A 25,118-nucleotide genomic window follows, 5' to 3' on the forward strand; every position below is an offset into this window, starting at 1 on the left:
CCCATGGCTGAAATTGTTCTCGAGAAGGTGTCCAAGAAATACCCCGACGGCGCCCTCGCGGTGTCCGAAGTGGACATCACGATCGCCGACGGTGAGTTCATCATCCTGGTCGGCCCGTCCGGCTGCGGTAAGTCGACCACGCTGAACATGGTCGCCGGGCTGGAGGACATCACCTCCGGCGAACTGCGCATCGACGGGCAGCGGGTCAACGAAAAGGCCCCGAAGGACCGTGACATCGCGATGGTGTTCCAGTCCTACGCCCTTTATCCGCACATGAGCGTCCGCGAGAACATGGCGTTCCCGCTGCGGCTGGCCAAGGTCGACGACAAGACCGTGCGGGCGAAGGTCGAAGAGGCCGCGCAGATCCTCGACCTGACCGGGCATCTGGACCGCAAACCGGCGAACCTCTCCGGTGGGCAGCGGCAGCGCGTCGCGATGGGCCGCGCGATCGTCCGTAACCCCAAGGCGTTCCTGATGGACGAACCACTGTCCAATCTGGACGCTAAGCTCCGCGGCCAGATGCGCACCTCGGTGTCGAAGATCCAGAAGCAGCTGGGCACGACGACGCTCTACGTCACGCACGACCAGACCGAGGCGATGACCCTCGGCGACCGGGTCGTCGTGCTGCGCGGAGGTTACGTGCAGCAGATCGGGTCGCCGCAGTTCCTCTACGACAACCCGGCGAACCTGTTCGTGGCCGGGTTCATCGGCAGCCCGTCGATGAACTTCGTGCCGGCGACGCTGGAGAACGGCACCGCGCGCAGCGCGCTGGGCGACATCCCGCTCACCGACCGGGTGCGACGCCTGGTCGAGGCCGCCGACGCGCCGCGTGAGGTCATCGTGGGTATCCGGCCGGAGCATTTCGAGGACGCGGCGCTGATCGAAGCCTCCGCCCGCGAGGGTGGAGCGACCTTCACCGCCCACGTCGACGTCCTCGAGTCGATGGGTTCGGAGAAGTTCGCGCACTTCTCGGTCGAAGGTGAGGCCGCGTCGTCATCCGACCTCGCGGATCTCGCCGCCGACAGCGGTTCGTCGGACGTCCCCGGCTCCGAGTCGCAGATCGTGGCCCGGCTCTCGGCGGCCTCGTCGGCGGCGGAGAACCAGAATGTCGAGCTCTGGTTCGACGCGGACAAGATCAAGCTGTTCGACGGGGCCAGCGGCAAGAACCTGACCTACACCGAGTAACTCACCTCTCGTGAGTGGTAATGACGGTTAGAACCGTCATTACCACTCACGAGAACTTTCGGCGGTTTACGATCACCGGCCGATCGTGGATCCTCAGCCCCGAGCCGCAACCGAGCGAAGGGGCGCCCGCCTTGACGAAGAAGCTGCCACGCCGTCTCCTGCAGGGTCTCATCGGAGCAGTCCTCCTCATCACCCTCGCCCCGGCCGTCGCCTGGGCCGAACCCCCACAGGCCCTGCCGTCGAACGCGGCCGAGGCCGACAGGACCTGGCAGCCCGCCTTCGACTACGACACCGACGGTTGCTATCCGACGCCCGCGATCTCGCCGGCCGGCGCGGTGGCCACCGGGCTCAAGAACTCCGGGGCCCTCAACGGGCAGTGCCGCGACCGGTCGGACCTCGACAACACCAACTCCTACTCGCGGTCGAAGTGCAACAACGGCTGGTGCGCTTACCTGTACGACCTGTACTTCGAAAAGGACCAGGCCGTCCCGGGCATCGACTGCTGCGGGCACCGGCACGACATCGAACACGTCGTCGTCTGGGTCAGCGAGGGTCAGGCCCGCTACGTCTCGACGTCCGCGCACGGGAACTACTCCACTTACGACCGCTCCAAGGTCTCCTGGGAGGGAACCCACCCCAAGATCGTCTATCACAAGGACGGCGCGAGCACCCACTGCTTCCGCATCGCGAGCGCGACCGAGCCGCCGGAGAACCACTACAACGCCTGGCAGTACCCGGACCTCGTCAGCTGGGACGGCTTCCCGCCCGGTATCCGGGACACGCTCGTCCGCGCCGATTTCGGCAGCGCGAGCCTGGCGATCAAGGACGGTTCCTTCGAAGGCAATCTGAGCAAGGCCAAGCCGTCGGGCATCCCGTTCGACCCCAACGGCTGAGGCCGGATCAGTATTCGCTCTCGGGCAGGGCGAGCCACAGCACCAGGTAGACGATGAACTGCGGGCCGGGCAGCAGGCAGGACAGTACGGCGAGGAGGCGGACCTTGCCCGGCGTGGTGCCGAAGCGTTTGGCGATCCCGGCGCAGACGCCGCCGATCATGCGGCCCTGTCGCGGTCGGGTCAGGCGGGCGGCTACGGGGTTGGTCACGGGTTCTTCCCTCTCGGTCGTCGCGGTGTGTACAACCCAGTTTCGTCGCACCGCGCCGCGACCGCATCCCACCGCGGAACGAACCGCACCCCTAAGGGCGTGAAATCGCGGTGAGGAACTCACCTGGGAAAACGTGTCGGCCCCTGTGTTCTTCGCCCGTAGGGGGTGGTGTTCCGCGATCTTTTGACGATACTGCTCCGGTGCCCCCGAAGAGACTCATCGCAGTACTCTGTGGCCTGTTCCTCGCCACGGCCTGTGCCACGCCGGATCCGGTGCCGGCGTCGTCGCCGAGCACGACGGGCGACGAAGCCCTGACCGCTTCCGAGGCGCTCGGGGAATACTCGTCGCTCGATTACTGCAGCCTGGTCGACCAGCGGAAAGTGATCGGTGGCGGAAACGCGGTCAAGCCGCCGCTGGCCTCTTTCGAGTTCTGCCGCCTGGAATTCGTCGAGGGCGCCAATCGCTACACCGTGACCACCGGCCCGATCGGTTCCGGGCAGGATCCGAACAATCAGCCCTACGAATACGGCGGACCGCTGCCGGAAGGCCTCAGCGTCCAGCAGTCGTCGTTCAACGCGAACACCGCCTGCACGCGGTTGCTGACCTTCGCCGACGGCATCCGGCTGTCCATCGTCGTCACCTCCGACAACGCGGACCCGGCCGACCAGAACGACCGCTGCCGGATCGCCGACGCGACGGTCGGGACCGCGGCGGGCGCGATCACCGCGCACAAGGTCGGGAGGCTGAATCTCGACCAGCGCTCCTGGGGACGCGTCGCCCCGTGTGCCCTGCTCGACCAGCACGAACTCGACGCCGCCGCCGGTCCGGAGACCAAACCGGCCCCGGCGCTGTCCGGGCACAGCTGCATCCGCGGCAAGGTCAGCCTCGTACTGTCGGTCGGCGCGGACACCACGCCGGGCGCGACGGAGGCGCTGGGCGGACGGCAGGTCCAGGTCGCGATGTCGGGCGCGTTCTGCCAGGTGACCACGCACCGGCCGATCCCCGGCACCCCGGACCGGGTCGAGCAGGCGATGCTCTCGGTGGTCGGTGTCGACGGGGCCCCGGAGGACGCCACCTGCGCGGCCGCGCGGGAGGTCGCGGTGGCGGTGTTCCCGAAGCTCCCTTGAGCGCACGCGTCGCCTTTAGCGGGCTAAACGCGACGCGCGCGGGCGTGTCGCCTTTAGCGGGCTAAACGCGATCAGCGGAGCTTGGGCAGCCGGAAGGAGCACATCGCCTCGTCCAGTGCCTCGAAGTCCAGCGGCGGATGCGGCAGCGGGGTCGCGCGGCCGGGTTCGGCGCGGAGGCCGTCCAGCAGCAGCCCGAGGCACCGGCGCCACAGGTCGGGCTGGATACCGTGCGTGAACTCGATGACCGAGCCGATCATCTGGTGCAGCAGCGGCATGTCCGTCGGCACGATGTCGGCGCGGAGGACGCCCGCCGTCTGCGCCCGTTCGACGAGCTGTGTGATCAACGGCACCATGCGCGCTTTCGCCTCGGCGACGCGCTCGTGGCCGAAGACGTTCGACAGCATGACCTCTCGTAACCCGCGGTCACCGGCGTGAAGTTCGGCCGCGCGCCAGGTGAAATCGGTGAAGCCCTTCCAGGGGTCTTCGGCACGAAGCGCCTCTTCGGCGAACTCGCGGATCGTCTCGAACTGATCGACGAACATGGCCTCGACCAGGTGTTCCTTACTGGGGAAGCGGCGATAGACGGTGCCGACGCCGACGCCGGCGTGATGCGCGACGTCGTCGAGCGTCGCTTCGAGCCCGCGTTCGCCGAAGACATCGCGTGCCGCCGCGATGATGCGCTGCCGATTGAGTTCAGCGTCGCGCCGCAGCGGCCGCGCCGGTGCGGCGGGAGCGAGGTCCCGAGCCATTCGTCCAGCTTAACAAACGAAGTAGAGGACGCTTCTCCGCTTTTCGGGTAGCTTGGTCGGCGGAAGGGGAGATACCTACTCCACATAGCTTCTTCGTCACTATCCGTGAGGAATCCGCCCGTATGCCTGAGTCATCCACTGCTGTCGTCATGCCGCCGGGGGACGCGGCCACGCAGCACACCAACCCGCACCACGCCAGAAGATGGCTGATCCTGGTGGTGATCGGCCTCGCGCAGCTGATGGTGGTGCTCGACGCCACCGTCGTGAACATCGCGCTCCCGTCCGCGCAGCAAGACCTCGGCTTCTCGAACGACGCCCGGCAGTGGGTCGTCACCGCCTACGCGCTCGCGTTCGGCAGCCTGCTCCTGCTGGGCGGGCGGCTCGCGGACCTCTTCGGTCGTAAACGCGCCTTCCTGGTCGGGCTCGCCGGTTTCGCCGTCGTCTCGGCGATCGGCGGCGCCGCCACCAGCATCGAAATGCTGCTCGTCGCCCGTGCCGCGCAGGGTGTCTTCGGCGCTCTTCTCGCCCCGGCGGCTCTTTCGCTGCTGACCACGACCTTCACCGACCCGAAGGAACGCGGCAAGGCCTTCGGCGTCTTCGGGGCGATCGGTGGCGGCGGCGCGGCGATCGGCCTGCTGCTCGGCGGCGTGCTGACCGAATACCTCGACTGGCGCTGGTCGATGTACGTCAACATCATCTTCGCCGTGATCGCGTTCGCCGGCGCGGCCGTGCTGCTGAAGAACGCCGAAAGCGACGGCCCGCGCCCGAAGCTCGACATCCCGGGCACGATCACCGCGTCGGCCGGTCTGTTCGCGCTGGTCTACGGCTTCGCGAACGCCGAACGCGACTCGTGGTCCTCGATCTCCGTGTGGGGTTTCCTCGCCGTCGGTGTCGTGCTGCTCGCCGCGTTCGTGGTGATCCAGCAACGGGCCGCGCATCCGCTGCTGCCGTTGCGCGTCCTGCTCGACCGTGACCGTGGCGGCTCGTACCTCGCGATGTTCCTGCTCGCCATCGGGATGTTCTCGATCTTCCTGTTCCTCACCTTCTACATCCAGCTGAACCTCGGGTTCACGCCGGTGCAGAGCGGGGTCGCGTTCCTGCCGATGGTCGCCACCCTGATGGCGAGCGCGACGTCGGCGACGGCCGTGCTGCTGCCGAAGTTCGGCGCGAAACCGTTGGTGTCACTGGGAATGCTGATCGCCGGAGCGGGGCTGTTCTGGCTCTCGGCCATCGACACCACCAGCACTTTCGCCAACGGTGTGCTGTTCCCGCTGATGATCATGGGTGTCGGCATCGGCCTCGCGATGGCGCCCGCGATGAGCGTCGCGACCTTCGGTGTCGACACGCACGACGCCGGTGTCGCGTCGGCCGCGGTCAACACCGCGCAGCAGGTCGGCGGCTCGATCGGGACCGCGCTGCTGAGCACGCTGGCGGGGAACGCGGCGACGTCGTTCCTGGCCGGGAAGGTGCCGACGCCGCAGCTCGCGGCCGAAGCGGCTGTCCACAGTTACACGACCGCTTTCGTGTGGGGCGGGTGGATCTTCGTCGCGGGGGCGGTGATCTGCGGGCTGCTGCTGCGGTCCGGTGCCCCGGCGAAGGCTCCGGAGGGCGCTGAGGCTCCGGTCGCGGTTCACATGTAGGGGATGAGATGAAAGGTCCTTTCCTTGCAAAATTTGCAAGGAAAGGACCTTTCATGGCGCGCGAGGGAGCCGTCAGCGGGACTGTGAGCGCACCGCTTCGAAGACCTCATCGTCCCACCGGTGCGTCCGGATCAGCCGGTACCGCTCACAGGCCACCCACAGATACGCCTCGGCGTCGGTACGGTCGCCGATCAGGTCCGCCTGCCGCAGCATCGCCACCACCGGCACGAACTCCTCGTCGAACCACCGCTGCGCCAGCGTCGCGCGGTCCGAATAGGTGCCTTCGTCCTGCATCAGCCGGAAACCCCACGCCTCGACGTGTTCCCCGAGCCGCGCGTAGTCCCACGGATCGGTGAACACCACCGAAGCCCGCGCGTGCCCGGAAAGCGGGACGCGCTCCAGGAACAGCCGCCGGTAGTCCTTCACGATCAGATCGCCGCGGTACCGGATCCCGCTCGGGTCCAGTTTGGTCCGGACCTCGGTCACCATCGCCTCTATTGTGGACAGTCGCATCGCGTGCGCCACCGAAACACGATGGTGCCCGTCGATGATGAAATGCAGTTCGCCGACGCGGTACACCTCGATCGGCGGGATCGACTCGCCGCGTCTGGTCGCGAGCGCCAGGCGTTCCCAGCGTTCGCGGACGCGGCCGGACGTCGGGCGGAAGCGGCGGTCGAAATCGCGGCCGCGGTCGACGCTGCCGACGATCGAATCGAGCCGGATCACCCGCGTCCCGATCCTCCGCTCGCCGAGATAGCCGAGCGCCTCGACCACCTCGTGGAACGGGAGCATGATGTTGACGTCGTCGGGCTCGCGGCGGAGCCAGTTCGCCAGCCTCGACAGCACCTGACGTCGTCGCGCGCGGAGGAAGTCGTGTTCCGCGTCCGCACGGGGAAAACCGGTGTCCTTCACAGTAACTCCATGATCCGGTGCCCGACCACGTTGCGTACCGTGGTCCCGCCGACCACCCGGTCCGGCACGGGTTCGCCGTGCGGGTGGATATGCCCGTGCAACAACCACTTCGGCCGCAGCGACTCGATCGTGCGATGGAGACAGTCGAAGCCGCGGTGCGGCGGGTCCTCGCGGTCGCCGCAGTGCCGCGGCGGCGCGTGGGTCAGCAGGACGTCGACGCCGCGCCCGTCCCGCCAGCGGCGGAACCGCGCCCGGCGCACGAGCCGCCGCGCCCGCCGCGCCTGCTGGCGTTGCGTCCACTGGTTCGGGCCGTCGTTGTAGCGCACCGAACCGCCGAGCCCGGCGAACCGGATCCCGCCGATGTCGACGATCCGGCCGTCCGCGTTCACCCCGCCCGCCGGACCCGGCCACACCGCCGGGAAACCGTCCTTCATGGACAGTCCGCCGTAGCGGGTGTAGCCGGACAGGTCGGGATCGTGGTTGCCCGGGACGAACACGCACGGCACGTCGAGCGCGCCTGCCAGGAACTCCAGGTAGTCGTACGGCAGGTCGCCGGCGCCGATGACGAGGTCGGCCGGGTGGTTGTGGACGGCGGACGTCCACAACCGCTCTTCGACCTCGTCCGCGACGACCAGCGCTTTCATACGCTCCAGCGTAATGCCGGACGCGCTACTTCGGGCCGTGTGCGAACGCGGGGTCCTTGGCGATGATCGCGATCACGACGCCCAGCCAGACGACGCAGAAGGCCAGCGCCCAGAACTTGAGGTTGGTCAGGATCCGTGGCATGGGGAACTCCAGAACTACCGAAGGGGAAGAAGGTCAGAGCCAGCGGTTCTTCCTGAATATTCGGTAGAGCAGGATGCAGACGCCGAAGATGACCGTCATCGCCACCGGGTAGCCGAAGCGCCAGTGCAGTTCCGGCATGTAGTCGAAGTTCATCCCGTAGATACCGGCGAGCGCCGTCGGGACCGCGATGATCGCCGCCCACGCGGTGATCTTGCGCATGTCGGTGTTCTGCTGGAGCGTGATCTTCGCCAGCGTCGCGTCCACCAGGGTGGTCAGCAGTTCGTCGAAGTTCGCGACCCGTTCCGCGACCGTGGTGAGGTGGTCGGAGACGTCGCGGAAATACGAGCGGACCTCGTCCGGGATCAGCCGCGTGTAGCCCTCGGCGAGCCGCTGCAGCGGGGTGCCCAGCGGCATGACCGCGCGCCGCAGCTCCAGCACCTCGCGTTTCATGAAGTAGATCTGCTCGGCGCTCACCTTGGAGCGCGGCGCGAAGACGTGCGTCTCCATCTCGTCGATGTCCGACTCGATCGCGGTGGTGACGTCGAGATAGTGGTCGACGACGTGGTCCGCGATCGCGTGCAGCACGGCGGACGGCCCGAGGGCGAGCCGCTCCGGGTCCTGGTCGAGTTCGCGGCGCAGCCGGGCGAGCCCCGAGTGGTTCCCGTGCCGCACGGTGATCACGAAGTCGCGGCCGAGGAACGCCATCAGCTCACCGGTCTCGACGATCTCGTTCGCCGTCGCGGGTGACTCGTGTTCGACGTAGCGCACCGTCTTCAGCACCATGAACAGCGTGTCGTCGTAGCGTTCGAGCTTCGGCCGCTGGTGCGCTTCGAGCGCGTCCTCGACGGCCAGCTCGTGCAGGCCGAAGGTGTCCGCGATGCCCTGGATCTGGACCGCGTCCGGCTCGTGCAGGCCGATCCAGACGAATCCGGCGTGCCGCTTGCGCACCTCTTTGATCGCCTCGGAGTGCGACCACCGGCCGGGCAGGCGTTTGCCCTCCACGTACACCGCGCAGTCGACGACATACGCCGAAAGGGGGACGGGCAACGGGCGGTCGGGGACGTTCTTGGCGCGACCGTTGCTCCGGCCTCGAAGGCCGCCGAGCGAGGGAATGGCAGGCATGGGATCTCCTGGGCAGACGTCGTGCGTTGTGCGCGAAGACGACGGGCCAAGCGGTCGGGGGGCCGCTCGGCTAGGCCAGCGTTCCCGGTTTCGTCAGCCCTGCCAGGTGGGGATCCGGCGAGATGTGAAGGCGGGAACGCTGCGACTACTAGGAAGCGGACTATCGCCACTGGACATCGGGTTCCTCACCTCCTCGGCTCGGCGGACGGTTACGCAGTGGTGTTGGTCGCGTTGACGACCCGACACCAATGGTCGAGGGTACTCCTCAACACGAAGGCCTGTCGTTCCAGGCTCACGCCGCGTTACTCGTGCAGGAGGAATGGGTGCAGTTCGGTCGCTATTACGAAGAGTTCGAGGTCGGCGCGGTCTACAAGCACTGGCCGGGCAAAACGGTCACCGAGTACGACGACCACCTGTTCTGCCTGATCACCATGAACCACCACCCGCTGCACCTCGACGCGCACTACGCCGAGGAGACCACCGACTTCGGCAAGAACGTCGTGGTCGGCAACTACATCTACTCGCTGCTGCTGGGGATGTCGGTGCCCGACGTGTCCGGCAAGGCGATCGCCAACCTCGAGGTCGAATCGCTGAAGCACGTGAAGCCGACCTTCCACGGCGACACGATCTACGGCGAGACCGAGGTGCTGGACAAGACGCCGTCGAAGTCGAAGGACGATCGCGGCGTCGTCTACGTCGAGACCCGTGGGTACAAACAGGACGGCACGATCGTGTGTGTGTTCCGTCGCAAGGTCATGGTGCCGAAACGGTCCTACGGTGACACCAGGGGCGGTGAACAGCCCGGCCGTCCCGTGCCGCACGAATAACGGGTGTCACGAACGGAAGAGGAGCGCGTCGATGCCCATCGGGCTGGATGAGATCAAGAGCCGGCTGCGGAAGTTCGCGGCGGTCGAGGCGGCCGGGGTTTCGCCGCTGTACGAGCACCTGGCGGCCAAGGCGGCCGAGGACGACGACGTCGCCGGGCTGCTGACCGACGCCCGCGGTGGCGAAGCACGCGGAACGCTGCTCATGGCGACGGCGCACCGCCTCATCCAGGCCGATCCGATCCACCCGCTTTCGCGGTACTACCCCTCCGTCGGCGGCTTCGACGGCGTGGATTCGGAGACGTGGCCGCTGTTCCGCTCGTTCCTGCTGGAGCGGGCGGACAAGGCGCGGGCGATCATCTCGTCGCGGTACACGCAGACCAACGAGGTCCGCCGGGCCGCGCTGCTCTATCCCGCGGTCGCCGCGGCGGCCAAGGAGGCGGGCGGCAAGATCGCGCTGCTCGAGGTCGGGTGCAGCGCGGGCCTGCTGCTCGGCCTGGACAAGTACGCCTACCGCTACCAGTGCGACGGCGGCGAGCAGCTCACCGCCGGACCCGCGAAGGCCGCGGTCGGCCTGCACTGCGCGCTCGACCTCGCGCCCGGTGCGGTCACGCCGAAGGTGCCGAAGAAGCTGACGATCACCGCCCGCGCCGGTCTCGACCGCGCCCCGGTGGACCTGACCGACGAGGACGAACTGGCCTGGCTCGAAGCCTGTGTCTGGGCCGACCAGCCGGACCGGATCCGGCTCCTGCGCACGGCCGCGGCCGCGCAGGCCAAGCAGCGACCGGAGCTCATCACCGGGGACGCCGTCGACGACCTCGCCCCGGCCGCCGCGACGCTGCCCGCCGACGCTCCTCTGGTCGTGCTGACCAGTCACGTGCTGGCGTATCTGGGGGAGCGGCGGGCCGAGTTCCTCGACGGGCTGCGTGGTCTCGCCGGGGAGCGGCCGCTGTGGTGGGTCAGCGAGGAGTTCTACGGCGCCGCGCTGGAGCCGTTGCTGCCCGGCAGGGCGGACCTGGCCGACACCAACGGCGGGACGGCCGTGCTCGGGCTCGTGCGGTGGGAGGGCGGCACGCCGGACGTGCGCGCGCTGGCCAGGACGGCACCGCACGGCCAGCGGATGACCTGGCTCCCGATCTGACCTTCGCCCTCGTGAGTGGTAATGACGGTTCTAACCGTCATTACCACTCACGAGGCCTGAGCGCGGTCTGGCCGAAGGTGTCGGGAAAGCATCGGCGAGGATAATTTTCACCTCCCGCCCTGCTTTATCGACGCGTCATTTGCCAAATCGACTACGGCATTTGTCGCGGTGACGGGGTATACCCGGTCGGCAGCACACCCCAGTCGCGGAGAGTGACGAACAGGAGTTCGGCCAACCGGCCGCGTTCGTCCAGTTCGATCAAGGTCCGCGCGTCGATCCAGCGAGCGTCGTCGGCGTCGTCTCCGGCACGGAGAGTGCCGCCGGTGACCGAGCAGGCGTAGTCGTGGATGTCGTACGGGCCGCGCCGGACGTTGCCGACGAATGTGCCCGGTGTCACGTCCAGCCCGGTCTCTTCACGCATCTCGCGAATGACGGCCGCTTCGTCCGTTTCGCCTGGTTCGACCCGGCCGCCGGGGACCGACCACAGTCCTCGTCCGGGTTCATTCGCGCGCCGGATCAGCAGGATCCGCCCTTGTTCGTCGTGGACGATGCCGCCGACACAGCGGACGGTGCTGCCCGAAACGGTGTTCATTCCCGAATGGTAGACGCGGGAGTCCTGACAACGACTGTCCTGTACACGGAGAGTAGCCGTACGGTACACTTCCCCTCGCCGGCTGACCCAAGCGCGGGACTTCCCTCCCGCGCCGGTGGAAGGTGCGGTACAAAATGAATAGTCAGTATCCGCAGTCAGTCACCGTAAGAGACAGGATTGATCGCCGTGAACGCGAAAAAGCTCCTCACTTTCGCAGGAATCGCGTTGGTGCTGTTCTTCGTGATCGCGAAACCAGGTGAGGCCGCCGGCCTCGTGGGAAACATCATCGGGTTCCTGCGTGACTCGGCCGAATCGGTGATCACCTTCGTCAGCAACGTCTTCAGCTAGCGGACGGCGGATACTCTCCCAGTATGTTCGCCCCACGCGATCCAGACGAGTATCTCCTCGACACCGAACGGCGGGTCATCAGGATCCGCCGGCACTGGGCTGTGCTGTTGTGGGACACCTTCGAGGCGATCGCCCTCCTGGCGATCTGCGTCCTGGTGTCCTACCTCCTGCCGCCCGCCGCGTGGGTGATCCAGAACATCCTCTGGTACGCCGCGCTGCTCGTCATCCTGCGCTTCGCGTACGTGGTGATGGAGTGGTGGGTCGAACGGCTGGTGGTCACGGACAAGCGGTTCGTGATGACCACCGGCGTCTACACCACCAAAGTGCTGATGATGCCGATCACCAAGGTCACCGACCTCACCTATGAACGTTCGGCGTGGGGCCGGATGATGGGCTACGGCACGATGGTGGTCGAGTCGGCCGGTCAGATCCAGGCGCTGAACCGCATCGATTACCTGCCTCGGCCCGAAGAGTTCTACGACACGATCTCCGAACTCGTCTTCGGCGACAAGCAGAAGCAGGCCGAGCGCTTTTCGATGATCAAGGCCCAGCGTGCCGCCCGCGGCAAGAAGAAGGTCGGTTAGCGCAGGGACAGGCTACGGCCACAGCTGAGGTGACCGGGGTCTTTTGATCCCTTGAAGTCGCGCGCCTTTTGGCCGCCAGGCCTCAGGGCTGTGATGGCAGGGCGCCTTCACCCGCGAGGGCGACGCACGGCACTTTGTCGCGCCCTGGCAGCACAGCGCTGACCAGCGCGATAGACAATGCAGTCGATGCGCATCGACCTGCACGCCCACTCCACCGCCTCCGACGGTACCGACAGCCCTGCCGGGCTGGTCGCCGCCGCCGCGAAGGCGGGCCTCGACGTAGTCGCGATCACCGATCACGACACCACGGCCGGCTGGGCCCCGGCCGCCGAGGCACTCCCGCCGGGACTTTCCCTGGTCCCCGGTGCCGAGCTGTCCACGATCTCCGTCGATCCGGTGACCGGGCGGCACGTCAGCGTCCACCTGCTCGCGTACCTCTTCGATCCCGGGTCGGCCGCGCTCGTCGCCGAGCAGACCCGGCTGCGGTCGGAGCGGCGCTGGCGGCTGCGCGTGATGGCCGAACGCATGGCCGCCGACGGCCTGCCGGTCGATCCCGACGAGGTCATGTCGCTGCTACCGGAAGACGGTTCGGCCGGACGGCCGCATCTCGCGCAGGCCCTGGTGCGCGCGGGACTCGTCTCGTCGGTGAACGAGGCCTTCGGCAGCTACCTCGGCAACGGCAGCGGGTACTTCGTGGCCCGGCAGGACACGATGGTGGAGGACGCGATCGACATGATCGCGGACGCGGGCGGGGTCACCGTGATCGCGCATCCCTTCGCCTACACGCGCGGCGCCACCATCACCGTCGACGTGCTCGCCGGGCTGGCCGAACACGGCCTGACCGGGGTCGAGGTCGACCACCCGAACCACGACGAGGAGACCCGCGTCCAGCTGCACGGCCTGGCGGGGGAGCTCGGGCTCGTGCGGACCGGGTCGAGCGACTACCACGGCACGAACAAGACCATCGAACTCGGCGACGAGACCACCGATCCGGCCGCGCTGGAAGAACTCGTCGCGCGGTCGACCGGGTACGGGGTCGTGACCCGGTGACGATCACGGACTTCTTCGACGCGCGCCTGTTCATGAGCGCGACGATCACGCTGATCGTCATCATGGACCCGCCCGGCACGGTGCCGGTGTTCCTGAGCCTCACCGGCCGCAAGTCGGTGGCGTTCCGCGCCAAGGCCGCGCGGCAGGCGGTGCTGGTGTCGCTGCTGGTGATCTCGCTGTTCGCCGTCGCGGGACAGGCGATCCTGTCCTATCTCGGCATCGGGATCCCGGCGCTGCAGGGCGCGGGCGGGCTGTTGCTGCTGCTGATCGCCTTGCAGCTGCTGACCGGCAAGACCGGCGGCGAGGCCGAGGCGGCGGGCGACGACGTCAACGTCGCGCTGGTGCCGCTCGGGACGCCGCTGCTCGCCGGTCCGGGTGCGATCGCCGCGACCATCGTCTTCGTGCGGCAGGCCGACGGGCACGTCGGCGCGTACGCGGCCCTCGCGCTTTCGATCGTGACGGTGCACTTCGTGCTGTACCTGTGCATGCGGTACTCGGGCGTGGTCATCCGGCTGATCAAGGAAAGCGGGATCACGCTGCTGGCGAAGATCGCCGGTCTGCTGCTGGCCGCGATCGCGGTCGAACTGGTGGCGAACTCGGTGAAGGGCTTCATCGCGGGCACGTGACCTTCACGCGCTTGGGCACATCGCGTTTAGCGGGCTAAATGCGATGCGGGCGCGTGGGCGCGCTCGCCCGGGGCAACGGGGCCCGGCGATAGCAAAGGTCCCTTGCTCCCTTCCTGGGGATCCCCTCGAAAAGTGTCGGTGGGGGTGCGTAGCGTTGCGGGCGGGGTGATCCGATGGAGCAGATTGGTTTCGACTTCGGCGTCGAGGCGCCGCGCAAGCTGACGAAGGTCTCGCCCGCGCGCCTCGCGACGTTCGAAGATTGCCCGCGCCGCTACCGCATGTCGTATCTCGACCGCCCGTCCCCGACCCGCACCGGGGCATGGGCGCACAGCACGCTCGGCGCGGTGGTGCACAACGCGCTGCGGGCGTTGTTCGACCTGCCGGTGATCAAGCGGGTGCCGCAGCGGGCGATGGCGCTCGTCGCCGAGCACTGGAAGGACGCCGGGTTCGAGGACACCGACCAGGCCGCCCGCTACCGTGCCCGCGCCAAGGCCTGGGTCGCGGACTACGTCGAGCACAACGACGTCAGCGTCGATCCGGTCGGCCTGGAGCGCTGGGTTTCGGCGCCCGTCACGCTCGAACCGGGCAGCGGGCCCAGCCTCATCATCGAGGGCCGCGCCGACCGCATCGACCAGCGCGGCCGGGAACTGGTGATCATCGATTACAAGACCGGCCGTCGTGCGCCGGACGACTACGAGGCGCGCTCCTCGCAGGCATTGGCGCTGTACGCGGTCGCGGCCGCCAGGACGCTGCGCACGCCGTGCTACCAGGTCGAGTTGCACCACGTGCCCAGCGGCACCATCGCGGCCGCGGAGCACACCGAGGAGAGCCTCAGGCGTCATCTCCAACGCGCCGACGAGACCGCCGGGGACCTGCGGCTGGCAACGGATACCCTGAACGCGGGCGGCGACGAGGACGTGTTGTTCCCGGCGCGCCCCGGCCGCCGCTGCTCGTGGTGCGATTTCCGGCCCAGCTGCGCGGCGGGCCAGGAGGCCGGGCCCCAGGCTCAGCCGTGGGAGCTGCTGGCTCCGCTGGATTCCTGAGATCTCGACGATTGGACAGGCGAGGACGTGTCGTCACCGGACACCGAACAGCTCGCGACCACACCACTGCCCGTGGGCCCGGGCGATCCCGCCGTGCCTGAACGCCGACGGTTCTGGCGCGGGCTGACCGGTTCGCTCGCGGCCGGGATGGTCGTGCTCGCGACCTGCGTCCTGGTGATCGCCGGGATCTGTCTCTTCACCGCCGCACCGGGGCCGGGTCCCCTGATGCTGATCGGGCATCCGGTCGCCGCGGTGCTCGCCGTGCCGGCGCAGCGGATCGCTGATGCGCGGACCGGCCGCGTCGCGGGCTTCGCGGGTCTCGGTGTCGTGGTGAGCGTGACGGCCGCGCTGAGCCTGTTCTGGTGGAGCTGACCGCGGCAGGAAAATGCCACGCTGACCAAAAACCCCTTCTGTCGCTGGAAACTGGGCGGTACCGGGCACGTCGTGGAAGACCACGCTGCCCAGCAGCGAGGACGAAGGGCACCGTTGATGACCTACCCACCCCAGCCAGGACAGCCCGACCAAGGCCAAGGCGGGCAGCAGTACGCGGGGCAGCAGCTCCCGCCGCAGCAGTACCAGCAGGGCACTTACGACCAGAGCGGCGCGTACCCGCAGCCGCAGCAGTACCCCGGCTACGGCCAGCAGCAGTACGGGCAGAACCAGCAGTACCCCCAGGGCTTCGGCGGGCCGCCCGCGCCACCGAAGAACAACAAGACCGGCGTGCTCGTGGCCATCGCCGCCGCTGCCGTGGTGGTGGTCACGCTGGCCATCACCGGGTTCGTCGCTCCCGGGTTCTTCCTCGGCGACGACAAGGCCGACAAAACGGCAAGCCCCGAAGTGACCGCGCAGGCCGTCGTCGCGGGCATCAACGCCCACGACAAGCCCGCGTTGAGGGCGCTCAAGTGCGTGAACGCGGACGAGGACATCGACCAGGCCATCGAACACGTCGACGAAGTGGCGAGCGCGACGCTCGGCGAGCTGACGAAGATCTCCGAAACCGAGTACTCGGTGGTCGTCAAGCTGAGCGTCGAAGGGCGCTCCCGCACCGCCGCCGGCACGCTCTCCGGCGAGGGCGGCCAATGGTGCTGGAAGGAACTCGGCCGATCCCGTGCCAAGACCTCGGCGACGCGCTGACGAGCGCCGGGGGAGCAAGGGACCTTTGCTATCGCCCGGCGGTCACTTGAGGGCGGCCAGCGTGGGGCCGCGCTGCTCCAGCAGCACGGGCCCGACCGACGAGAGCCGCACCGGGCCGGTGTAGCCGTGCCGGTCGACGCCGACGGTGCGGATCGTGGTGCCGGTCAGCTCGTCGAGGACGGCGAGGCCGCCCTGGATCGGCACGACCAGCTGGTCCCCGAAGGTCACCCCGGGGCCGACGGAGTTGCTCAGCGTCCAGCGCGGCGTCAGGTCGTCCCGTGAGAAAGCCATGGTCTTCGAGCCGGTGAACCAGTAGACACCCTGCGCGGTCCACGAGGTCGTCATGATCCCGCCCGCGGGGTCCTTCGCGAGGTCCGCGGCGGGCACGTCCAGCGGGTACGCCGACTTCTGCATACCGTCGCCGCCGTAGATGACCAGCAGTTTCTGTTCCGGGAGCACGAGCAGCGCGAGATCACCGGACATCGCGACGAGTTTCGCGTTCTTCCCGGCGAGCACGGTGCTGTAGTCGACCTTCGGTTCGTCGGCCTCGTCGTTGCTCGCGCGGTAGACGGTGAAGCGGTCGGCCGGATCGCCGGGGCAGCGTTCGATCACGCCGATCTTGCCCGACGCGGCGGCCACCGTGCCGTACGTGCAGCCCGTCCGGGGTTGCTTGTTCGGCTGGACGACGGCCGGGACCTCGCCGTACTCCATGCTCTTGACCAGGTCGTCGCGCCAGGTGTTGAGCAGTTTCTTGCCGGTCGTGGTGACGTGCGAGCCGTCGACGACCAGCTGGGTGCCGAGTTCGGCGTCGCCGTTGCGCTGCGCGGTGCGGCGCCCGGTGCCGGTGTCGAGCTGGGTGACCTCGCTGCAGCCGGTGTCCTTGCGGTACACCGCGTCCACCTTGATCCCGGCGAGCGCGACGGTGCACAGCTCGAGATCGCGGGAATAGCGCCAGCGGACGGTGCCGGTGAGCGGATCCCGGCCGAGTACTTCGCCCTTGTCGGCGGTGACGACGCTGTTGGCCTCACCGATCGGGACGGGTGTCGCCGAACTCGGCGCCTGCCACAGCTCGGTGAGGGAGCCGGGTACGGCCGCCGGTGCCAGGGGGAGGTCGGGTGGCAGCGTGGCGGCGACCTGCGCGACCGTCGCCGCGTTGTCGCTGTTCACTCCGATGACTACCCCGGTGACGGCGACGACCACGACGATCACCGCGACGAGCACGCGATCCCGCGTGCGGTTCCACGGTGACCGCCGGGCGCGTTTCCCGCCCAGCGGCGGCTCGGCGGCCACCGGCTGGGCGGGTTCGGCGTCCAGGACGTCCTCGGTGCCGATCGCGGCCGTGGGTTCCGGCTCGCCGCCGTCCGACGGCTGTTCGGGATCGACGGGCTCGGGCCGCGCCGGTTCGTTGTCCGGCGCGGCGTCCCAGCGTTCGCTCACGTGCCCCTAGCTCCCCACGTCCGCGGTCCTGAAGATGCTCAGTCTGCCGACGCAGGTGTATCAGAAGTCGCCGAGGGACGGCGACGGCGGCGTCGGCGAGCCGGACGCTCGGCGCTGTCGCCTGCCTCCTTCTCGACCGCCGGGCCGCTGACCTCCGGGCTCGGCTTCGCGGCGCCACGACTGCGGCGGCGCGTGCGAGTGCGGGCCTCCGAAGAACCCTCAGCGCCCTCAGCGCCCTCGCTGTCGGTGCCCTTCGCCGCGGCCGCGGCGTCCGCCGCCTCGATCTCGGCAGCCGCGTTGGCGCCGCCACGGGTCCGCTTGCGCGGCGCGCGGTTGCGCTTGCGGGGCGCCTCTTCCTCGTCGGTGGTGCGGCCCTTGGCCCCGCGGGGACCACGGCGCTTGCCGCCCAGGTCTTCTTCGACCTCGGCCGAAAGGCCGGCGCGGGTCCGCTTCGACAGCGGGAGACGGCCGGTGGTGCCCTCGGGGATCCCGAGGTCGCTGAACAGGTGCTTGGACGAGGAATACGTCTCGGCGGGCTCGGGCATGTCGAGGCCGAGGGTGTCGGAGATCAGCTTCCAGCGCGGTTCCTCGTCCCAGTCGACGAGGGTGATCGCGACACCGGTGCGCCCGGCGCGGCCGGTGCGGCCGATCCGGTGGACGTAGGTCTTCTCGTCCTCGGGCGTCTGGTAGTTGATCACGTGCGTGACGTCGTCGATGTCGATACCGCGGGCGGCGACATCGGTGGCGACCAGCACGTCGACCTTGCCGGAGCGGAACGCGCGCAGCGCCTGCTCGCGGGCGCCCTGGCCCAGGTCACCGTGGACGGCGGCGGCCGCGAAACCGCGCTCGACGAGTTCGTCGGCCACCTTCTGCGCGGTGCGCTTGGTCCGGGTGAAGATCATCGTCAGGCCGCGGCCCTCGGCCTGCAGCGCGCGGGCGATCAGCTCCGGCTTGTCCATCGAGTGCGCCCGGTAGACGAACTGGGTGGTGCGCTCGTGGATGGCGCCGGCGTCGTTCTCCTCGGCGCGGATATGCGTCGGCTGGGTCAGGAACGTGCGGGCCAGCGTGATGATCGGGCCCGGCATGGTCGCCGAGAACAGCATCGTCTGCCGCTTGTCCGGGACCATCCGCAGGATGCGCTCGATGTCGGGCAGGAAGCCCAGGTCGAGCATCTCGTCGGCCTCGTCCAGCACCAGGCCGCGGACCTTGCCCAGCACCAGGTGCTTCTGCTCGGCCAGGTCCAGCAGGCGGCCGGGGGTGCCGATGACGACGTCGACGCCGTTGCGGAGGGCGGCGATCTGCGGCTCGTACGGGCGGCCGCCGTAGATGGCCAGCGTGCGGATGCCGAGGTGCTTGCCCGCGCCCTTGAGGTCGTTCGCGACCTGGATGCACAGCTCACGGGTCGGCACGACGACCAGCACCTGCGGGGTGCCGTCGCCGGGGACCTCGACGCGGTGCAGCAGCGGGACGCCGAAGCCCAGCGTCTTGCCCATGCCGGTGCGGGCCTGACCGATGAGGTCGTCGCCCGCCATGGCCAGCGGCAGGGTCAGGGCCTGGATGGCGAAGGTGCGTTCGATCCCGGCCTCGCTCAGCGCCTTCACGATCTCCGGCTTGACGCCGAAGGAGGCGAAGGAGGGGGCCTCGGGTTCCACCGGAGCGCCCGCCTGCAGCGGGTGCGACACGTCGAGCGCCGCCGGGCCTGACTCGCTGTGCTCCAGCGCGACGGCCTCCGGGACGCCGGTGACGGTGTTCTCTTCGGTTGTGGTTTCGTTCGTGGTCAGGGTGCTCGCCTCTCTCGTGACCAGCGCGCACTGCCCTGGTCACCGGATCGACACTCGACCACGAAAATTCGCTCGGCTCCGCGCTACTGGCGCTGAAGCGGCCCTTCGTGGGAATGCCGCAGGATGGCGTGCACGCACATCATTCTTGTGCTGACCAGGGCCACATCGGCTGTCCTTCAGCCGCAGCGGCGTCCCGGTCCGGACGGAAGATCCGTCGTTTCCGTCGGCCAGTCTACCTGATCTGCGGTTTTTCGATAGCCCCCGCCGCGCCGACGAAGGTGGGATCGGTCTCTTCGTCACCCCGCGGGTGTGTTCGGCGATACCCTTTCCGCCGTGACGGAGGCAAAGCAGATCAGTGAGGGCGTAGTCGATTTGCTCGGCGTACTCGCCTATGGGGAATTGTCCGCATTCGATCGCATGGCCGAGGACGCGCGCACCGCGCCGACGCTGTCCGGCCGGGCCGCGCTGGCTTCCATGGCCGCCGCCGAGATCGGGCACTACGACCTGCTCACCAAGCATCTCGCCGCGCACGGCGTCGCGATCGAGGACGCGATGCGGCCGTTCGTCGGGCACATCGACGCCTGGCACGCCTCCACCAAGCCGCGGTCCTGGCTCGAGTCCCTCGTGAAGGCCTACGTCGGCGACGGACTCGCGGCGGACCTCTACCGCGAGATGGCCAGCTGGCTCGACCCCGAGACCAAGGATCTGGTGCTCACCGTGCTCGCCGACACCGGGCATTCGGCGTTCGCCGAGCGCGAAGTCGCGGCCGGGATCGAGGCCGACCGCAAGGCGAAGGACAAGCTCGCGCTGTGGGGCCGCCGCCTGCTGGGCGAGGCGTTGACGCAGGCCCAGTACGTCGTCGCCGAGCGGGACGGGCTCGCCGAACTGATCGTGGAAGGGTCGGGTGACCTTTCGGGAATCGCCGCGCTGTTCCGCCGGTTGCAGCAGGGGCACACCAAGCGCATGCAGGTGCTCGGGCTCGGCTGAGGTTCCTTCGGCTAGCCTTTGGCGGACAGGTAATTTCGAACTTTCTCAGCGGAGGTCCCACGTGGAGGTCAAGATCGGCATCAAGGACACGCCGCGGGAGCTCGTGGTGTCCAGCAGCCAGTCGCCCGACGAGGTCGAGGAACTGGTCGCGAACGCCTTGAGGGCCGGCGACGGGATCTTCCGCCTCGACGACGAAAAGGGCCGCAAGTACATCGTGCCCACCGACCGGATCGCCTACGTCGAGATCGCGCCGTCGGATGTCCGCAAGGTCGGCTTCGCCGTCGGTGGCTGACCCGATCGGGTACTAGTCGCATGTCACAGCGGCGTCACCACCGCGTCTCAGCTCGCTCTCAGATTTGATCGTCACGCTGATGCGGGGACGGCAGGGGGCTAGCCGAGAGATGAGGTGGACGGCGTCACTGTGATGGACCGCGCGCTGGTCGACAGCGCGCGCACTGTTCCCGAACAAGGCAAGCGGGCCGCGGGGCGGCTGACCGGTATCGACGTCGCCCGCGGCCTGGCCGTACTCGGCATGTACGCGGTGCATGTCGGCCCCGATCCCGTCAAAGGCGGCGTCGGGGTGCTGTTCAAACCTTTCGAAGGCCATTCGGCGGCGCTGTTCGCGGTGCTCGCCGGGGTGTCGATCGCGTTGATGTCCGGCGGGCGGCGGCCGAAGCAGGGCCGGGCCCGCACCCGCGTCGCGCTGAAACTGGCGACGCGCGCGCCGCTGCTGGTGGCGCTGGGGCTGTGGCTGACCAGCCTCGAAACCGGCTACATGGTGATCCTGGCCTACTACGGCGCCTGTTTCCTCTTCGCCATCCCGTGGCTGCGCGCGAGCGCGAAGGCGCTGGCGATCGCGGCTGTCGCCGTCGCCGTGGCCGCCCCGCTGCTCTCGCATCTGGTCAGGGCGCGGCTACTGCCTCGTGACCTGCTCTTCTTCGCGCCGGATCTGACCGCGGACGACCTCTCGTCGACAGGGCTGTTGAAGGCCGCGACCGTACTGGTCCTGACCGGCACGTTCCCCGCGCTGACGCTGATGGCGTACGTGTTCGCGGGGATGTCGATCGGGCGGATGGACCTGACCTCGCGCAGCGTCTGCCGCCGTCTGTTCTTCGGCGGGTCGGCGCTGGCCGTCGGCGGATACCTCGTCTCCTGGATCGCGACCGGGCCGCTCGGTGGGATGCAGGCCGTCTACCGCTCGCTGGAGCCGGCCGCGGCGCAGATGGGCATGACGCCGCCGGAGTTCTTCCGGCTCCACCAGACCTGGATCCACGGCACGCCGCCGACCACCAGCTGGGCCTGGGAACTCCTGCCGACAGGGACCTCGTACACGCCGTTCGACCTGCTGATCTCGATCGGGATCGCGGCGGCGGTGATCGGCGGTTGCCAGCTGCTGATGCCGAGGTTCGAGCGCGTGCTGCGGCCGCTTTCGGATCTGGGCGGGCGGGTGCTGAGCGCGTACGTGCTGCATTTCGTGGCGATCGCGCTGCTGTGGGACGCGAGCGACGGCGACACGATCTTCAGCGTGCTGCACTTCGTCGAGTTCTCGGTGGTCGCGCTGACCGCCGCGGTGCTGTGGCGGAAGTTCATCGGGCGCGGACCGCTGGAATGGGCGATGAACAAGCTGTCGAACTGGCCGAAGTACCTGGGCGCGGTGGCACGGATACCCGCTCAGCGACGCGGCTGACCTGCGAAAAGAGAGCAAGGGACCTTTGCTATCGCCGCTGAGGCGATAGCAAAGGTCCCTTGCTCCGTTTCGAGGGTCAGGCGTTGAGCCCCTTGCATCCTGGTTCCGAGGGAGCGGGGGCCGTGTACTGCTGGCGTTGGGCGTGCGTGCTGAAGGGCCCTTTCCCCTCATCTCACGCGGCGAAGGGCGCTTTCCCCGCATGCGATGCGGGGAAAGCGCCCTTCAGCTACTTCAGAGGTCAGGCGTTGAGTTCGTTCAGCTCTTCGAGGCTGGTGGGCACGTGGAACGGCGGCGTGCTGGTGCCCATGATGCGGTAGCGGTCCCACGGGTCCGGGTCGGAGAGTTCGCCCTTCGCGCTGTACTCGCCGGCGCGGATCTCGACGGCGGTCTTCTTGCCGCCGACGGCCGCGGACACCTGCTCGTTGGTGGCCACGCGGCCGTACCAGCGGTAGAAGCCGTCGATGGGCTGGAAATAGCCCCGCAGCTCGACCGTGGCCGCGAACTCGGTTCCGCCGATCACGAGGACCGCTTCGCCGGAGTAGCCGTCTTCGTCGTGCTCGCTCATTGACCCTCCACCTGTTTCTCCTGGCTCTTGCGCATCTGGACGACCTTGTTCTCTTCGAGCGGCAGGTTCGGGTCGATGACGATGCCCTGCTGCCGGGAGAGGCCGTCGATCGCGGCCCAGATGATCTGCGTCAGGTACTCGACGACGCTGTCGCGGCCCATCGAGCGCCGGTCCAGCCACCATTCGCCGGTGCTCTGCACCATGCCGACGATCCCGTGCGCCCACGGTTCGGCGGCGCCGGAGTCCATGTTGAACATCCGCATGTAGTCGCCGAGCAGCGCGGTCAGCGCGGTGGCGATGAGTTCCTTGTCCTCGGCGACGACGTCGGATTTGACGACCACCTTTTCCTGCAGACCGCCGCGTGCGAGCAGGCGGTACAGGTTGGGGTGCTCCTCGATGACGCTGAAGAACGCGTCCAGCGCCATCCGGATCCGGGGGACCGGGGCGAGTTCGGCGTTGATGGCCGGGATCAGCCGCTGGAACAGGATCTCCGTACCGCGCTGCCCGAGCGCGACGTACAGATCGGCCTTGTCGTCGAAATGCCTGTACAGCACGGGTTTCGTAACGCCCGCTTCGGCGGCGACGTCCTCCATGCCGAGATCGGGGCCGTGTGCGTCGAGCGCCCGCAGTGCGGCCTCGACGAACTCCGCGCGGCGGGCGATCCGGTGCTTGCGCCAGCGGTCGCGGCGCGCGTCACCCGTGTCGGCTTCGTCCGCCGTGGGGTGCTTGCTCGACTGCTTGCTGTTGCGCTTGACACGTTCGATCACCCGAGTCATGCTACCAGAGGTAACTGTTACCGCGAGTTACAGATAGGGGTGTGTCGGCAATGACGCGGGCGCTGAAGGAAACGGACCGGGAGAAGACAGCCGAGCGGCTGCTCAAGTCCTCCGCCAACAAGTTCTACGACCCCGACGTCGACATCGACTGGAACGCTCCACTCGTGGAGGGGAAGCGCTACATCCCCGCCCATCGTTCCTCGCTCTACGGCACGAAGCTGTGGGACTCGTTGTCCGAGGAACAGCGCATCGAACTCGGCAAGCACGAGGTCGCGAGCGTCGCCACGACGGGGCTGTGGTTCGAAATCCTCCTGATGCAGATGCTGCTCAAGGAGGTCTACGACGAAGACCCGACCAGCTCGCACGCGCAGTACGCGCTGACCGAGATCGCGGACGAATGCCGTCACTCGACGATGTTCGCGCGGATGGCGGCGCGGATCGGCTGCCCGTCGTACGGCCCCGTGCCGTGGCTGCGGCGCCTCGCGAAACTGATGCCGACCATCAGCTACGGGCCCGCGCGCTACGGCGCCATCCTGGTCGCCGAAGAGGTCCTCGACCGGCTTCAGCGCGAGCAGATGAACGACCCGGACATCCAGCCGCTGGTGCGCATGGTCAACCGGATCCACGTGCTCGAGGAAGCCCGGCACGTCACCTTCGCCCGCGAAGAGGTCACTCGCGGCATGGCGAAGCTGTCGAAGAAGGAAATCCTCTACCAGCAGTTCATCATCGCGCTCATTTCGTACTTCGTGACCCGGGCCTTCATCAACCCGAACGTCTACAAGGCCGTCGGCATCCGTCCGCGTGACGGCGTCGAAGCCGCCCTGAACAACCCGCACTGGCGCGAAAGCGTCCAGTGGGCCGGCGAGAAGATCATGCCGTTCCTGCAGGAATCCGGTCTGGTCGGCAAGCCCGGCATGTACTTCTGGCGCAAGTCCTTCCTGCTGCCGGGGAAACGATGAGGAGCGTCAAGCAGCGCGGCGTCGTTTCCTGGGACCCGTCGCGGGAACATCGGTTCGTGACCGGTGACGGCACCGCTCTCCACGTCGAGACGAGCGGTCCGGCCGATTCCGAACTCACGCTGGTGCTGGTGCACGGCTGGACCCAGGACCACCGCACCTGGGACGGCGTGGTCTCGCGGCTCGGTGATTCGGTCCGGATCCTGCGCTACGACCTGCGCGGGCACGGCGGTTCGGCGCCGGCGAAACCGGGGACGGCGACGATCCAAACCCTCGCCGACGATCTCGCCGAACTGCTCGCGGACCGCGTCCCCAACGGCCCGATCGTGCTCGCGGGACATTCCATGGGCGGTATGACGATCATGGAACTGTCCCGGCGGCACCCCGAACTCGTCGCCGGACGCGTCGCCGGTGTCGCGTTCGTCGCCACGTCGTCCGGTGAGATGGACCGGATCACCCTCGGCTTGCCGGGGATCGCGGGCAGCGGCGCGGCGAGGTTCGAACGACGGCTCGCGAAGCTGCTCGCGAAGAACCGCCGTGACGCCTTGCCGTTGCCGCTGTCCGTGGTGCGCCCCGGCGCGCGGCTGCTCGTCTTCGGGCGGCGGCCGCGGCGGGCGGACGTGGACTCGGTCGCGGAGCAGCTCCTGTGCGCGCATCCCGCGAGCGTCGCCGGGTTCCAGGACGCCATCTCGCGGCACGACTGCCGCGTCACCCTGGCCGCGCTGGCCGGGCGGCCGGTGATCGTGCTGGCGGGGGAGCGGGACCGGCTCTGCCCGACGCCGCACGCCAAGGTCATCGCCGACGCGCTGCCGGAGGCCGAATTCGTGCGCTACCCCGGTGCCGGGCACATGCTTCCGCAGGAACGGGCCCAGGAGGTTTCGGACCGCATCGCGGCACTCGTCCGCCGCGCCGCGAGGGTCTGAAAAGGGAGCAAGGGACCTTTGCTATCGCTCTCGGTGGGGCAA

The 25,118-nt window shown here is 68.5% G+C and carries 28 protein-coding genes; 18 read left to right on the top strand and 10 right to left on the bottom strand.

The genetic code is table 11. From position 1 onward, the window contains the following. Nucleotides 1–3 precede the first annotated feature (3 nt). Nucleotides 4–1,185, top strand: coding sequence for an ABC transporter ATP-binding protein (locus L324_RS30115; RefSeq protein ID WP_037316310.1), 1,182 nt, complete (start codon nt 4–6; stop codon nt 1,183–1,185). 131 nt (nt 1,186–1,316) lie between these two features. Continuing rightward, complete coding sequence (locus tag L324_RS30120; protein ID WP_037316316.1) at nt 1,317–2,078, top strand: NPP1 family protein; 762 nt, start codon at nt 1,317–1,319, stop codon at nt 2,076–2,078. 7 nt (nt 2,079–2,085) lie between these two features. On the opposite strand, the gene L324_RS41805 is transcribed toward L324_RS30120, so the two are convergent. Then, nucleotides 2,086–2,286, bottom strand: coding sequence for a PspC domain-containing protein (locus tag L324_RS41805; protein ID WP_063774594.1), 201 nt, complete (start codon nt 2,284–2,286; stop codon nt 2,086–2,088). Between the two features lie 200 nt (nt 2,287–2,486). Between L324_RS41805 and L324_RS30130 the strand changes: the two genes are divergently transcribed. Continuing rightward, a complete protein-coding gene (locus L324_RS30130) occupies nt 2,487–3,413 on the top strand; it encodes a hypothetical protein (protein WP_037316319.1) in 927 nt (308 codons plus the stop codon). A gap of 71 nt (nt 3,414–3,484) precedes the next feature. On the opposite strand, the gene L324_RS30135 is transcribed toward L324_RS30130, so the two are convergent. After that, entirely contained in the window at nt 3,485–4,162 is a 678-nt protein-coding gene (locus L324_RS30135; protein ID WP_037316322.1) for a TetR/AcrR family transcriptional regulator, read from the bottom strand. 122 nt (nt 4,163–4,284) lie between these two features. Between L324_RS30135 and L324_RS30140 the strand changes: the two genes are divergently transcribed. Further along, a complete protein-coding gene (locus L324_RS30140) occupies nt 4,285–5,802 on the top strand; it encodes an MFS transporter (protein ID WP_037316326.1) in 1,518 nt (505 codons plus the stop codon). Between the two features lie 72 nt (nt 5,803–5,874). Here L324_RS30140 and L324_RS30145 read toward each other — a convergent pair whose 3' ends face one another. The 3 genes from L324_RS30145 to corA all read right to left on the bottom strand — a co-directional run bounded on the left by L324_RS30145 (nt 5,875) and on the right by corA (nt 8,622). Next, nucleotides 5,875–6,714 carry a ParB N-terminal domain-containing protein gene (locus L324_RS30145; RefSeq protein ID WP_037316329.1) on the bottom strand — a complete coding sequence of 280 codons (840 nt, stop codon included), beginning with the start codon at nt 6,712–6,714 and terminating at the stop codon, nt 5,875–5,877. Beyond that, on the bottom strand, nt 6,711–7,358 hold the full coding sequence (locus L324_RS30150) for a metallophosphoesterase family protein (protein WP_037316333.1): 648 nt from the start codon (nt 7,356–7,358) through the stop codon (nt 6,711–6,713). Before L324_RS30150 ends, L324_RS30145 begins: the two co-directional genes overlap by 4 nt. A gap of 175 nt (nt 7,359–7,533) precedes the next feature. Then, a complete protein-coding gene (corA, locus tag L324_RS30155) occupies nt 7,534–8,622 on the bottom strand; it encodes a magnesium/cobalt transporter CorA (protein ID WP_037316350.1) in 1,089 nt (362 codons plus the stop codon). Between the two features lie 323 nt (nt 8,623–8,945). On the opposite strand from corA, the gene L324_RS30160 reads away from it, so the two are divergent. Both L324_RS30160 and L324_RS30165 read left to right on the top strand, forming a co-directional pair. After that, the gene (locus tag L324_RS30160) at nt 8,946–9,449 is read left to right on the top strand and encodes a MaoC family dehydratase (RefSeq protein WP_007031798.1); all 504 of its coding nucleotides are present in this window, start codon (nt 8,946–8,948) and stop codon (nt 9,447–9,449) included. A gap of 31 nt (nt 9,450–9,480) precedes the next feature. Further along, nucleotides 9,481–10,587 (top strand): DUF2332 domain-containing protein, encoded by a 1,107-nt coding sequence (locus L324_RS30165; RefSeq protein ID WP_037316353.1) that lies wholly within the window; start codon nt 9,481–9,483, stop codon nt 10,585–10,587. A gap of 151 nt (nt 10,588–10,738) precedes the next feature. Here L324_RS30165 and L324_RS30170 read toward each other — a convergent pair whose 3' ends face one another. Continuing rightward, nucleotides 10,739–11,179 carry an NUDIX hydrolase gene (locus L324_RS30170; RefSeq protein WP_037316356.1) on the bottom strand — a complete coding sequence of 147 codons (441 nt, stop codon included), beginning with the start codon at nt 11,177–11,179 and terminating at the stop codon, nt 10,739–10,741. A gap of 186 nt (nt 11,180–11,365) precedes the next feature. Here L324_RS30170 and L324_RS43155 point away from each other — a divergent pair, with 186 nt between their 5' ends. The 7 genes from L324_RS43155 (at nt 11,366) to L324_RS30200 (ending at nt 15,964) form a co-directional block, all read left to right on the top strand. After that, nucleotides 11,366–11,527 (top strand): hypothetical protein, encoded by a 162-nt coding sequence (locus L324_RS43155; protein ID WP_162835886.1) that lies wholly within the window; start codon nt 11,366–11,368, stop codon nt 11,525–11,527. Between the two features lie 23 nt (nt 11,528–11,550). After that, a complete protein-coding gene (locus L324_RS30175; protein ID WP_037316359.1) occupies nt 11,551–12,111 on the top strand; it encodes a PH domain-containing protein in 561 nt (186 codons plus the stop codon). Nucleotides 12,112–12,297: 186 nt separating this feature from the next. After that, nucleotides 12,298–13,161, top strand: coding sequence for a PHP domain-containing protein (locus L324_RS30180; RefSeq protein WP_081736521.1), 864 nt, complete (start codon nt 12,298–12,300; stop codon nt 13,159–13,161). After that, nucleotides 13,158–13,787, top strand: coding sequence for a MarC family protein (locus L324_RS30185; RefSeq protein WP_051174155.1), 630 nt, complete (start codon nt 13,158–13,160; stop codon nt 13,785–13,787). Before L324_RS30180 ends, L324_RS30185 begins: the two co-directional genes overlap by 4 nt. A 173-nt stretch (nt 13,788–13,960) precedes the next feature. Next, nucleotides 13,961–14,830, top strand: coding sequence for a RecB family exonuclease (locus L324_RS30190; protein ID WP_037316365.1), 870 nt, complete (start codon nt 13,961–13,963; stop codon nt 14,828–14,830). A gap of 27 nt (nt 14,831–14,857) precedes the next feature. Then, nucleotides 14,858–15,202: a hypothetical protein gene (locus L324_RS30195; RefSeq protein ID WP_037316368.1), complete on the top strand. Its 345-nt coding sequence runs from the start codon at nt 14,858–14,860 to the stop codon at nt 15,200–15,202. Nucleotides 15,203–15,319: 117 nt separating this feature from the next. After that, on the top strand, nt 15,320–15,964 hold the full coding sequence (locus tag L324_RS30200; protein WP_037316371.1) for a hypothetical protein: 645 nt from the start codon (nt 15,320–15,322) through the stop codon (nt 15,962–15,964). Between the two features lie 42 nt (nt 15,965–16,006). Here L324_RS30200 and L324_RS30205 read toward each other — a convergent pair whose 3' ends face one another. Further along, entirely contained in the window at nt 16,007–17,401 is a 1,395-nt protein-coding gene (locus L324_RS30205; RefSeq protein ID WP_037316374.1) for an Rv3212 family protein, read from the bottom strand. Nucleotides 17,402–17,439: 38 nt separating this feature from the next. Further along, nucleotides 17,440–19,053 carry a DEAD/DEAH box helicase gene (locus tag L324_RS30210; RefSeq protein WP_037316671.1) on the bottom strand — a complete coding sequence of 538 codons (1,614 nt, stop codon included), beginning with the start codon at nt 19,051–19,053 and terminating at the stop codon, nt 17,440–17,442. A gap of 462 nt (nt 19,054–19,515) precedes the next feature. On the opposite strand from L324_RS30210, the gene L324_RS30215 reads away from it, so the two are divergent. The 3 genes from L324_RS30215 to L324_RS30225 all read left to right on the top strand — a co-directional run bounded on the left by L324_RS30215 (nt 19,516) and on the right by L324_RS30225 (nt 21,856). Continuing rightward, a complete protein-coding gene (locus L324_RS30215; protein ID WP_037316674.1) occupies nt 19,516–20,169 on the top strand; it encodes a ferritin-like fold-containing protein in 654 nt (217 codons plus the stop codon). A gap of 61 nt (nt 20,170–20,230) precedes the next feature. Further along, nucleotides 20,231–20,461 (top strand): DUF3107 domain-containing protein, encoded by a 231-nt coding sequence (locus L324_RS30220; RefSeq protein ID WP_005167610.1) that lies wholly within the window; start codon nt 20,231–20,233, stop codon nt 20,459–20,461. A gap of 114 nt (nt 20,462–20,575) precedes the next feature. Then, on the top strand, nt 20,576–21,856 hold the full coding sequence (locus tag L324_RS30225; protein ID WP_037316380.1) for a heparan-alpha-glucosaminide N-acetyltransferase domain-containing protein: 1,281 nt from the start codon (nt 20,576–20,578) through the stop codon (nt 21,854–21,856). Nucleotides 21,857–22,094: 238 nt separating this feature from the next. On the opposite strand, the gene L324_RS30230 is transcribed toward L324_RS30225, so the two are convergent. Together L324_RS30230 and L324_RS30235 are read right to left on the bottom strand one after the other, a co-directional pair. Next, entirely contained in the window at nt 22,095–22,421 is a 327-nt protein-coding gene (locus L324_RS30230) for a DUF4873 domain-containing protein (protein ID WP_037316383.1), read from the bottom strand. Beyond that, nucleotides 22,418–23,197, bottom strand: coding sequence for a TetR/AcrR family transcriptional regulator (locus L324_RS30235; RefSeq protein ID WP_037316386.1), 780 nt, complete (start codon nt 23,195–23,197; stop codon nt 22,418–22,420). The genes L324_RS30230 and L324_RS30235 overlap by 4 nt, the downstream gene beginning before the upstream one ends. 50 nt (nt 23,198–23,247) lie before the next feature. Here L324_RS30235 and L324_RS30240 point away from each other — a divergent pair, with 50 nt between their 5' ends. Continuing rightward, the gene (locus L324_RS30240; protein ID WP_037316389.1) at nt 23,248–24,156 is read left to right on the top strand and encodes an AurF N-oxygenase family protein; all 909 of its coding nucleotides are present in this window, start codon (nt 23,248–23,250) and stop codon (nt 24,154–24,156) included. Next, nucleotides 24,153–25,076 (top strand): alpha/beta fold hydrolase, encoded by a 924-nt coding sequence (locus L324_RS30245; RefSeq protein WP_037316392.1) that lies wholly within the window; start codon nt 24,153–24,155, stop codon nt 25,074–25,076. The genes L324_RS30240 and L324_RS30245 overlap by 4 nt, the downstream gene beginning before the upstream one ends. The last annotated feature ends 42 nt before the right edge of the window (nt 25,077–25,118 follow it).

Origin of the sequence: Amycolatopsis orientalis DSM 40040 = KCTC 9412 (genome assembly GCF_000478275.1) — a bacterium.
GTDB lineage: Bacteria > Actinomycetota > Actinomycetes > Mycobacteriales > Pseudonocardiaceae > Amycolatopsis > Amycolatopsis orientalis.

What these genes read in the sequence shown, in the direction of transcription:
- L324_RS30115 (WP_037316310.1), top strand. Translation starts at nt 4, where the DNA reads ATGGCTGAAATTGTTCTCGAGAAGGTGTCCAAGAAATACCCCGACGGC.
- L324_RS30135 (WP_037316322.1), bottom strand. Translation starts at nt 4,162, where the DNA reads ATGGCTCGGGACCTCGCTCCCGCCGCACCGGCGCGGCCGCTGCGGCGC.
- L324_RS30140 (WP_037316326.1), top strand. Translation starts at nt 4,285, where the DNA reads ATGCCTGAGTCATCCACTGCTGTCGTCATGCCGCCGGGGGACGCGGCC.
- L324_RS30150 (WP_037316333.1), bottom strand. Translation starts at nt 7,358, where the DNA reads ATGAAAGCGCTGGTCGTCGCGGACGAGGTCGAAGAGCGGTTGTGGACG.
- corA (WP_037316350.1), bottom strand. Translation starts at nt 8,622, where the DNA reads ATGCCTGCCATTCCCTCGCTCGGCGGCCTTCGAGGCCGGAGCAACGGT.
- L324_RS30165 (WP_037316353.1), top strand. Translation starts at nt 9,481, where the DNA reads ATGCCCATCGGGCTGGATGAGATCAAGAGCCGGCTGCGGAAGTTCGCG.
- L324_RS30170 (WP_037316356.1), bottom strand. Translation starts at nt 11,179, where the DNA reads ATGAACACCGTTTCGGGCAGCACCGTCCGCTGTGTCGGCGGCATCGTC.
- L324_RS30175 (WP_037316359.1), top strand. Translation starts at nt 11,551, where the DNA reads ATGTTCGCCCCACGCGATCCAGACGAGTATCTCCTCGACACCGAACGG.
- L324_RS30180 (WP_081736521.1), top strand. Translation starts at nt 12,298, where the DNA reads ATGCGCATCGACCTGCACGCCCACTCCACCGCCTCCGACGGTACCGAC.
- L324_RS30190 (WP_037316365.1), top strand. Translation starts at nt 13,961, where the DNA reads ATGGAGCAGATTGGTTTCGACTTCGGCGTCGAGGCGCCGCGCAAGCTG.
- L324_RS30200 (WP_037316371.1), top strand. Translation starts at nt 15,320, where the DNA reads ATGACCTACCCACCCCAGCCAGGACAGCCCGACCAAGGCCAAGGCGGG.
- L324_RS30230 (WP_037316383.1), bottom strand. Translation starts at nt 22,421, where the DNA reads ATGAGCGAGCACGACGAAGACGGCTACTCCGGCGAAGCGGTCCTCGTG.
- L324_RS30235 (WP_037316386.1), bottom strand. Translation starts at nt 23,197, where the DNA reads ATGACTCGGGTGATCGAACGTGTCAAGCGCAACAGCAAGCAGTCGAGC.
- L324_RS30240 (WP_037316389.1), top strand. Translation starts at nt 23,248, where the DNA reads ATGACGCGGGCGCTGAAGGAAACGGACCGGGAGAAGACAGCCGAGCGG.
- L324_RS30245 (WP_037316392.1), top strand. Translation starts at nt 24,153, where the DNA reads ATGAGGAGCGTCAAGCAGCGCGGCGTCGTTTCCTGGGACCCGTCGCGG.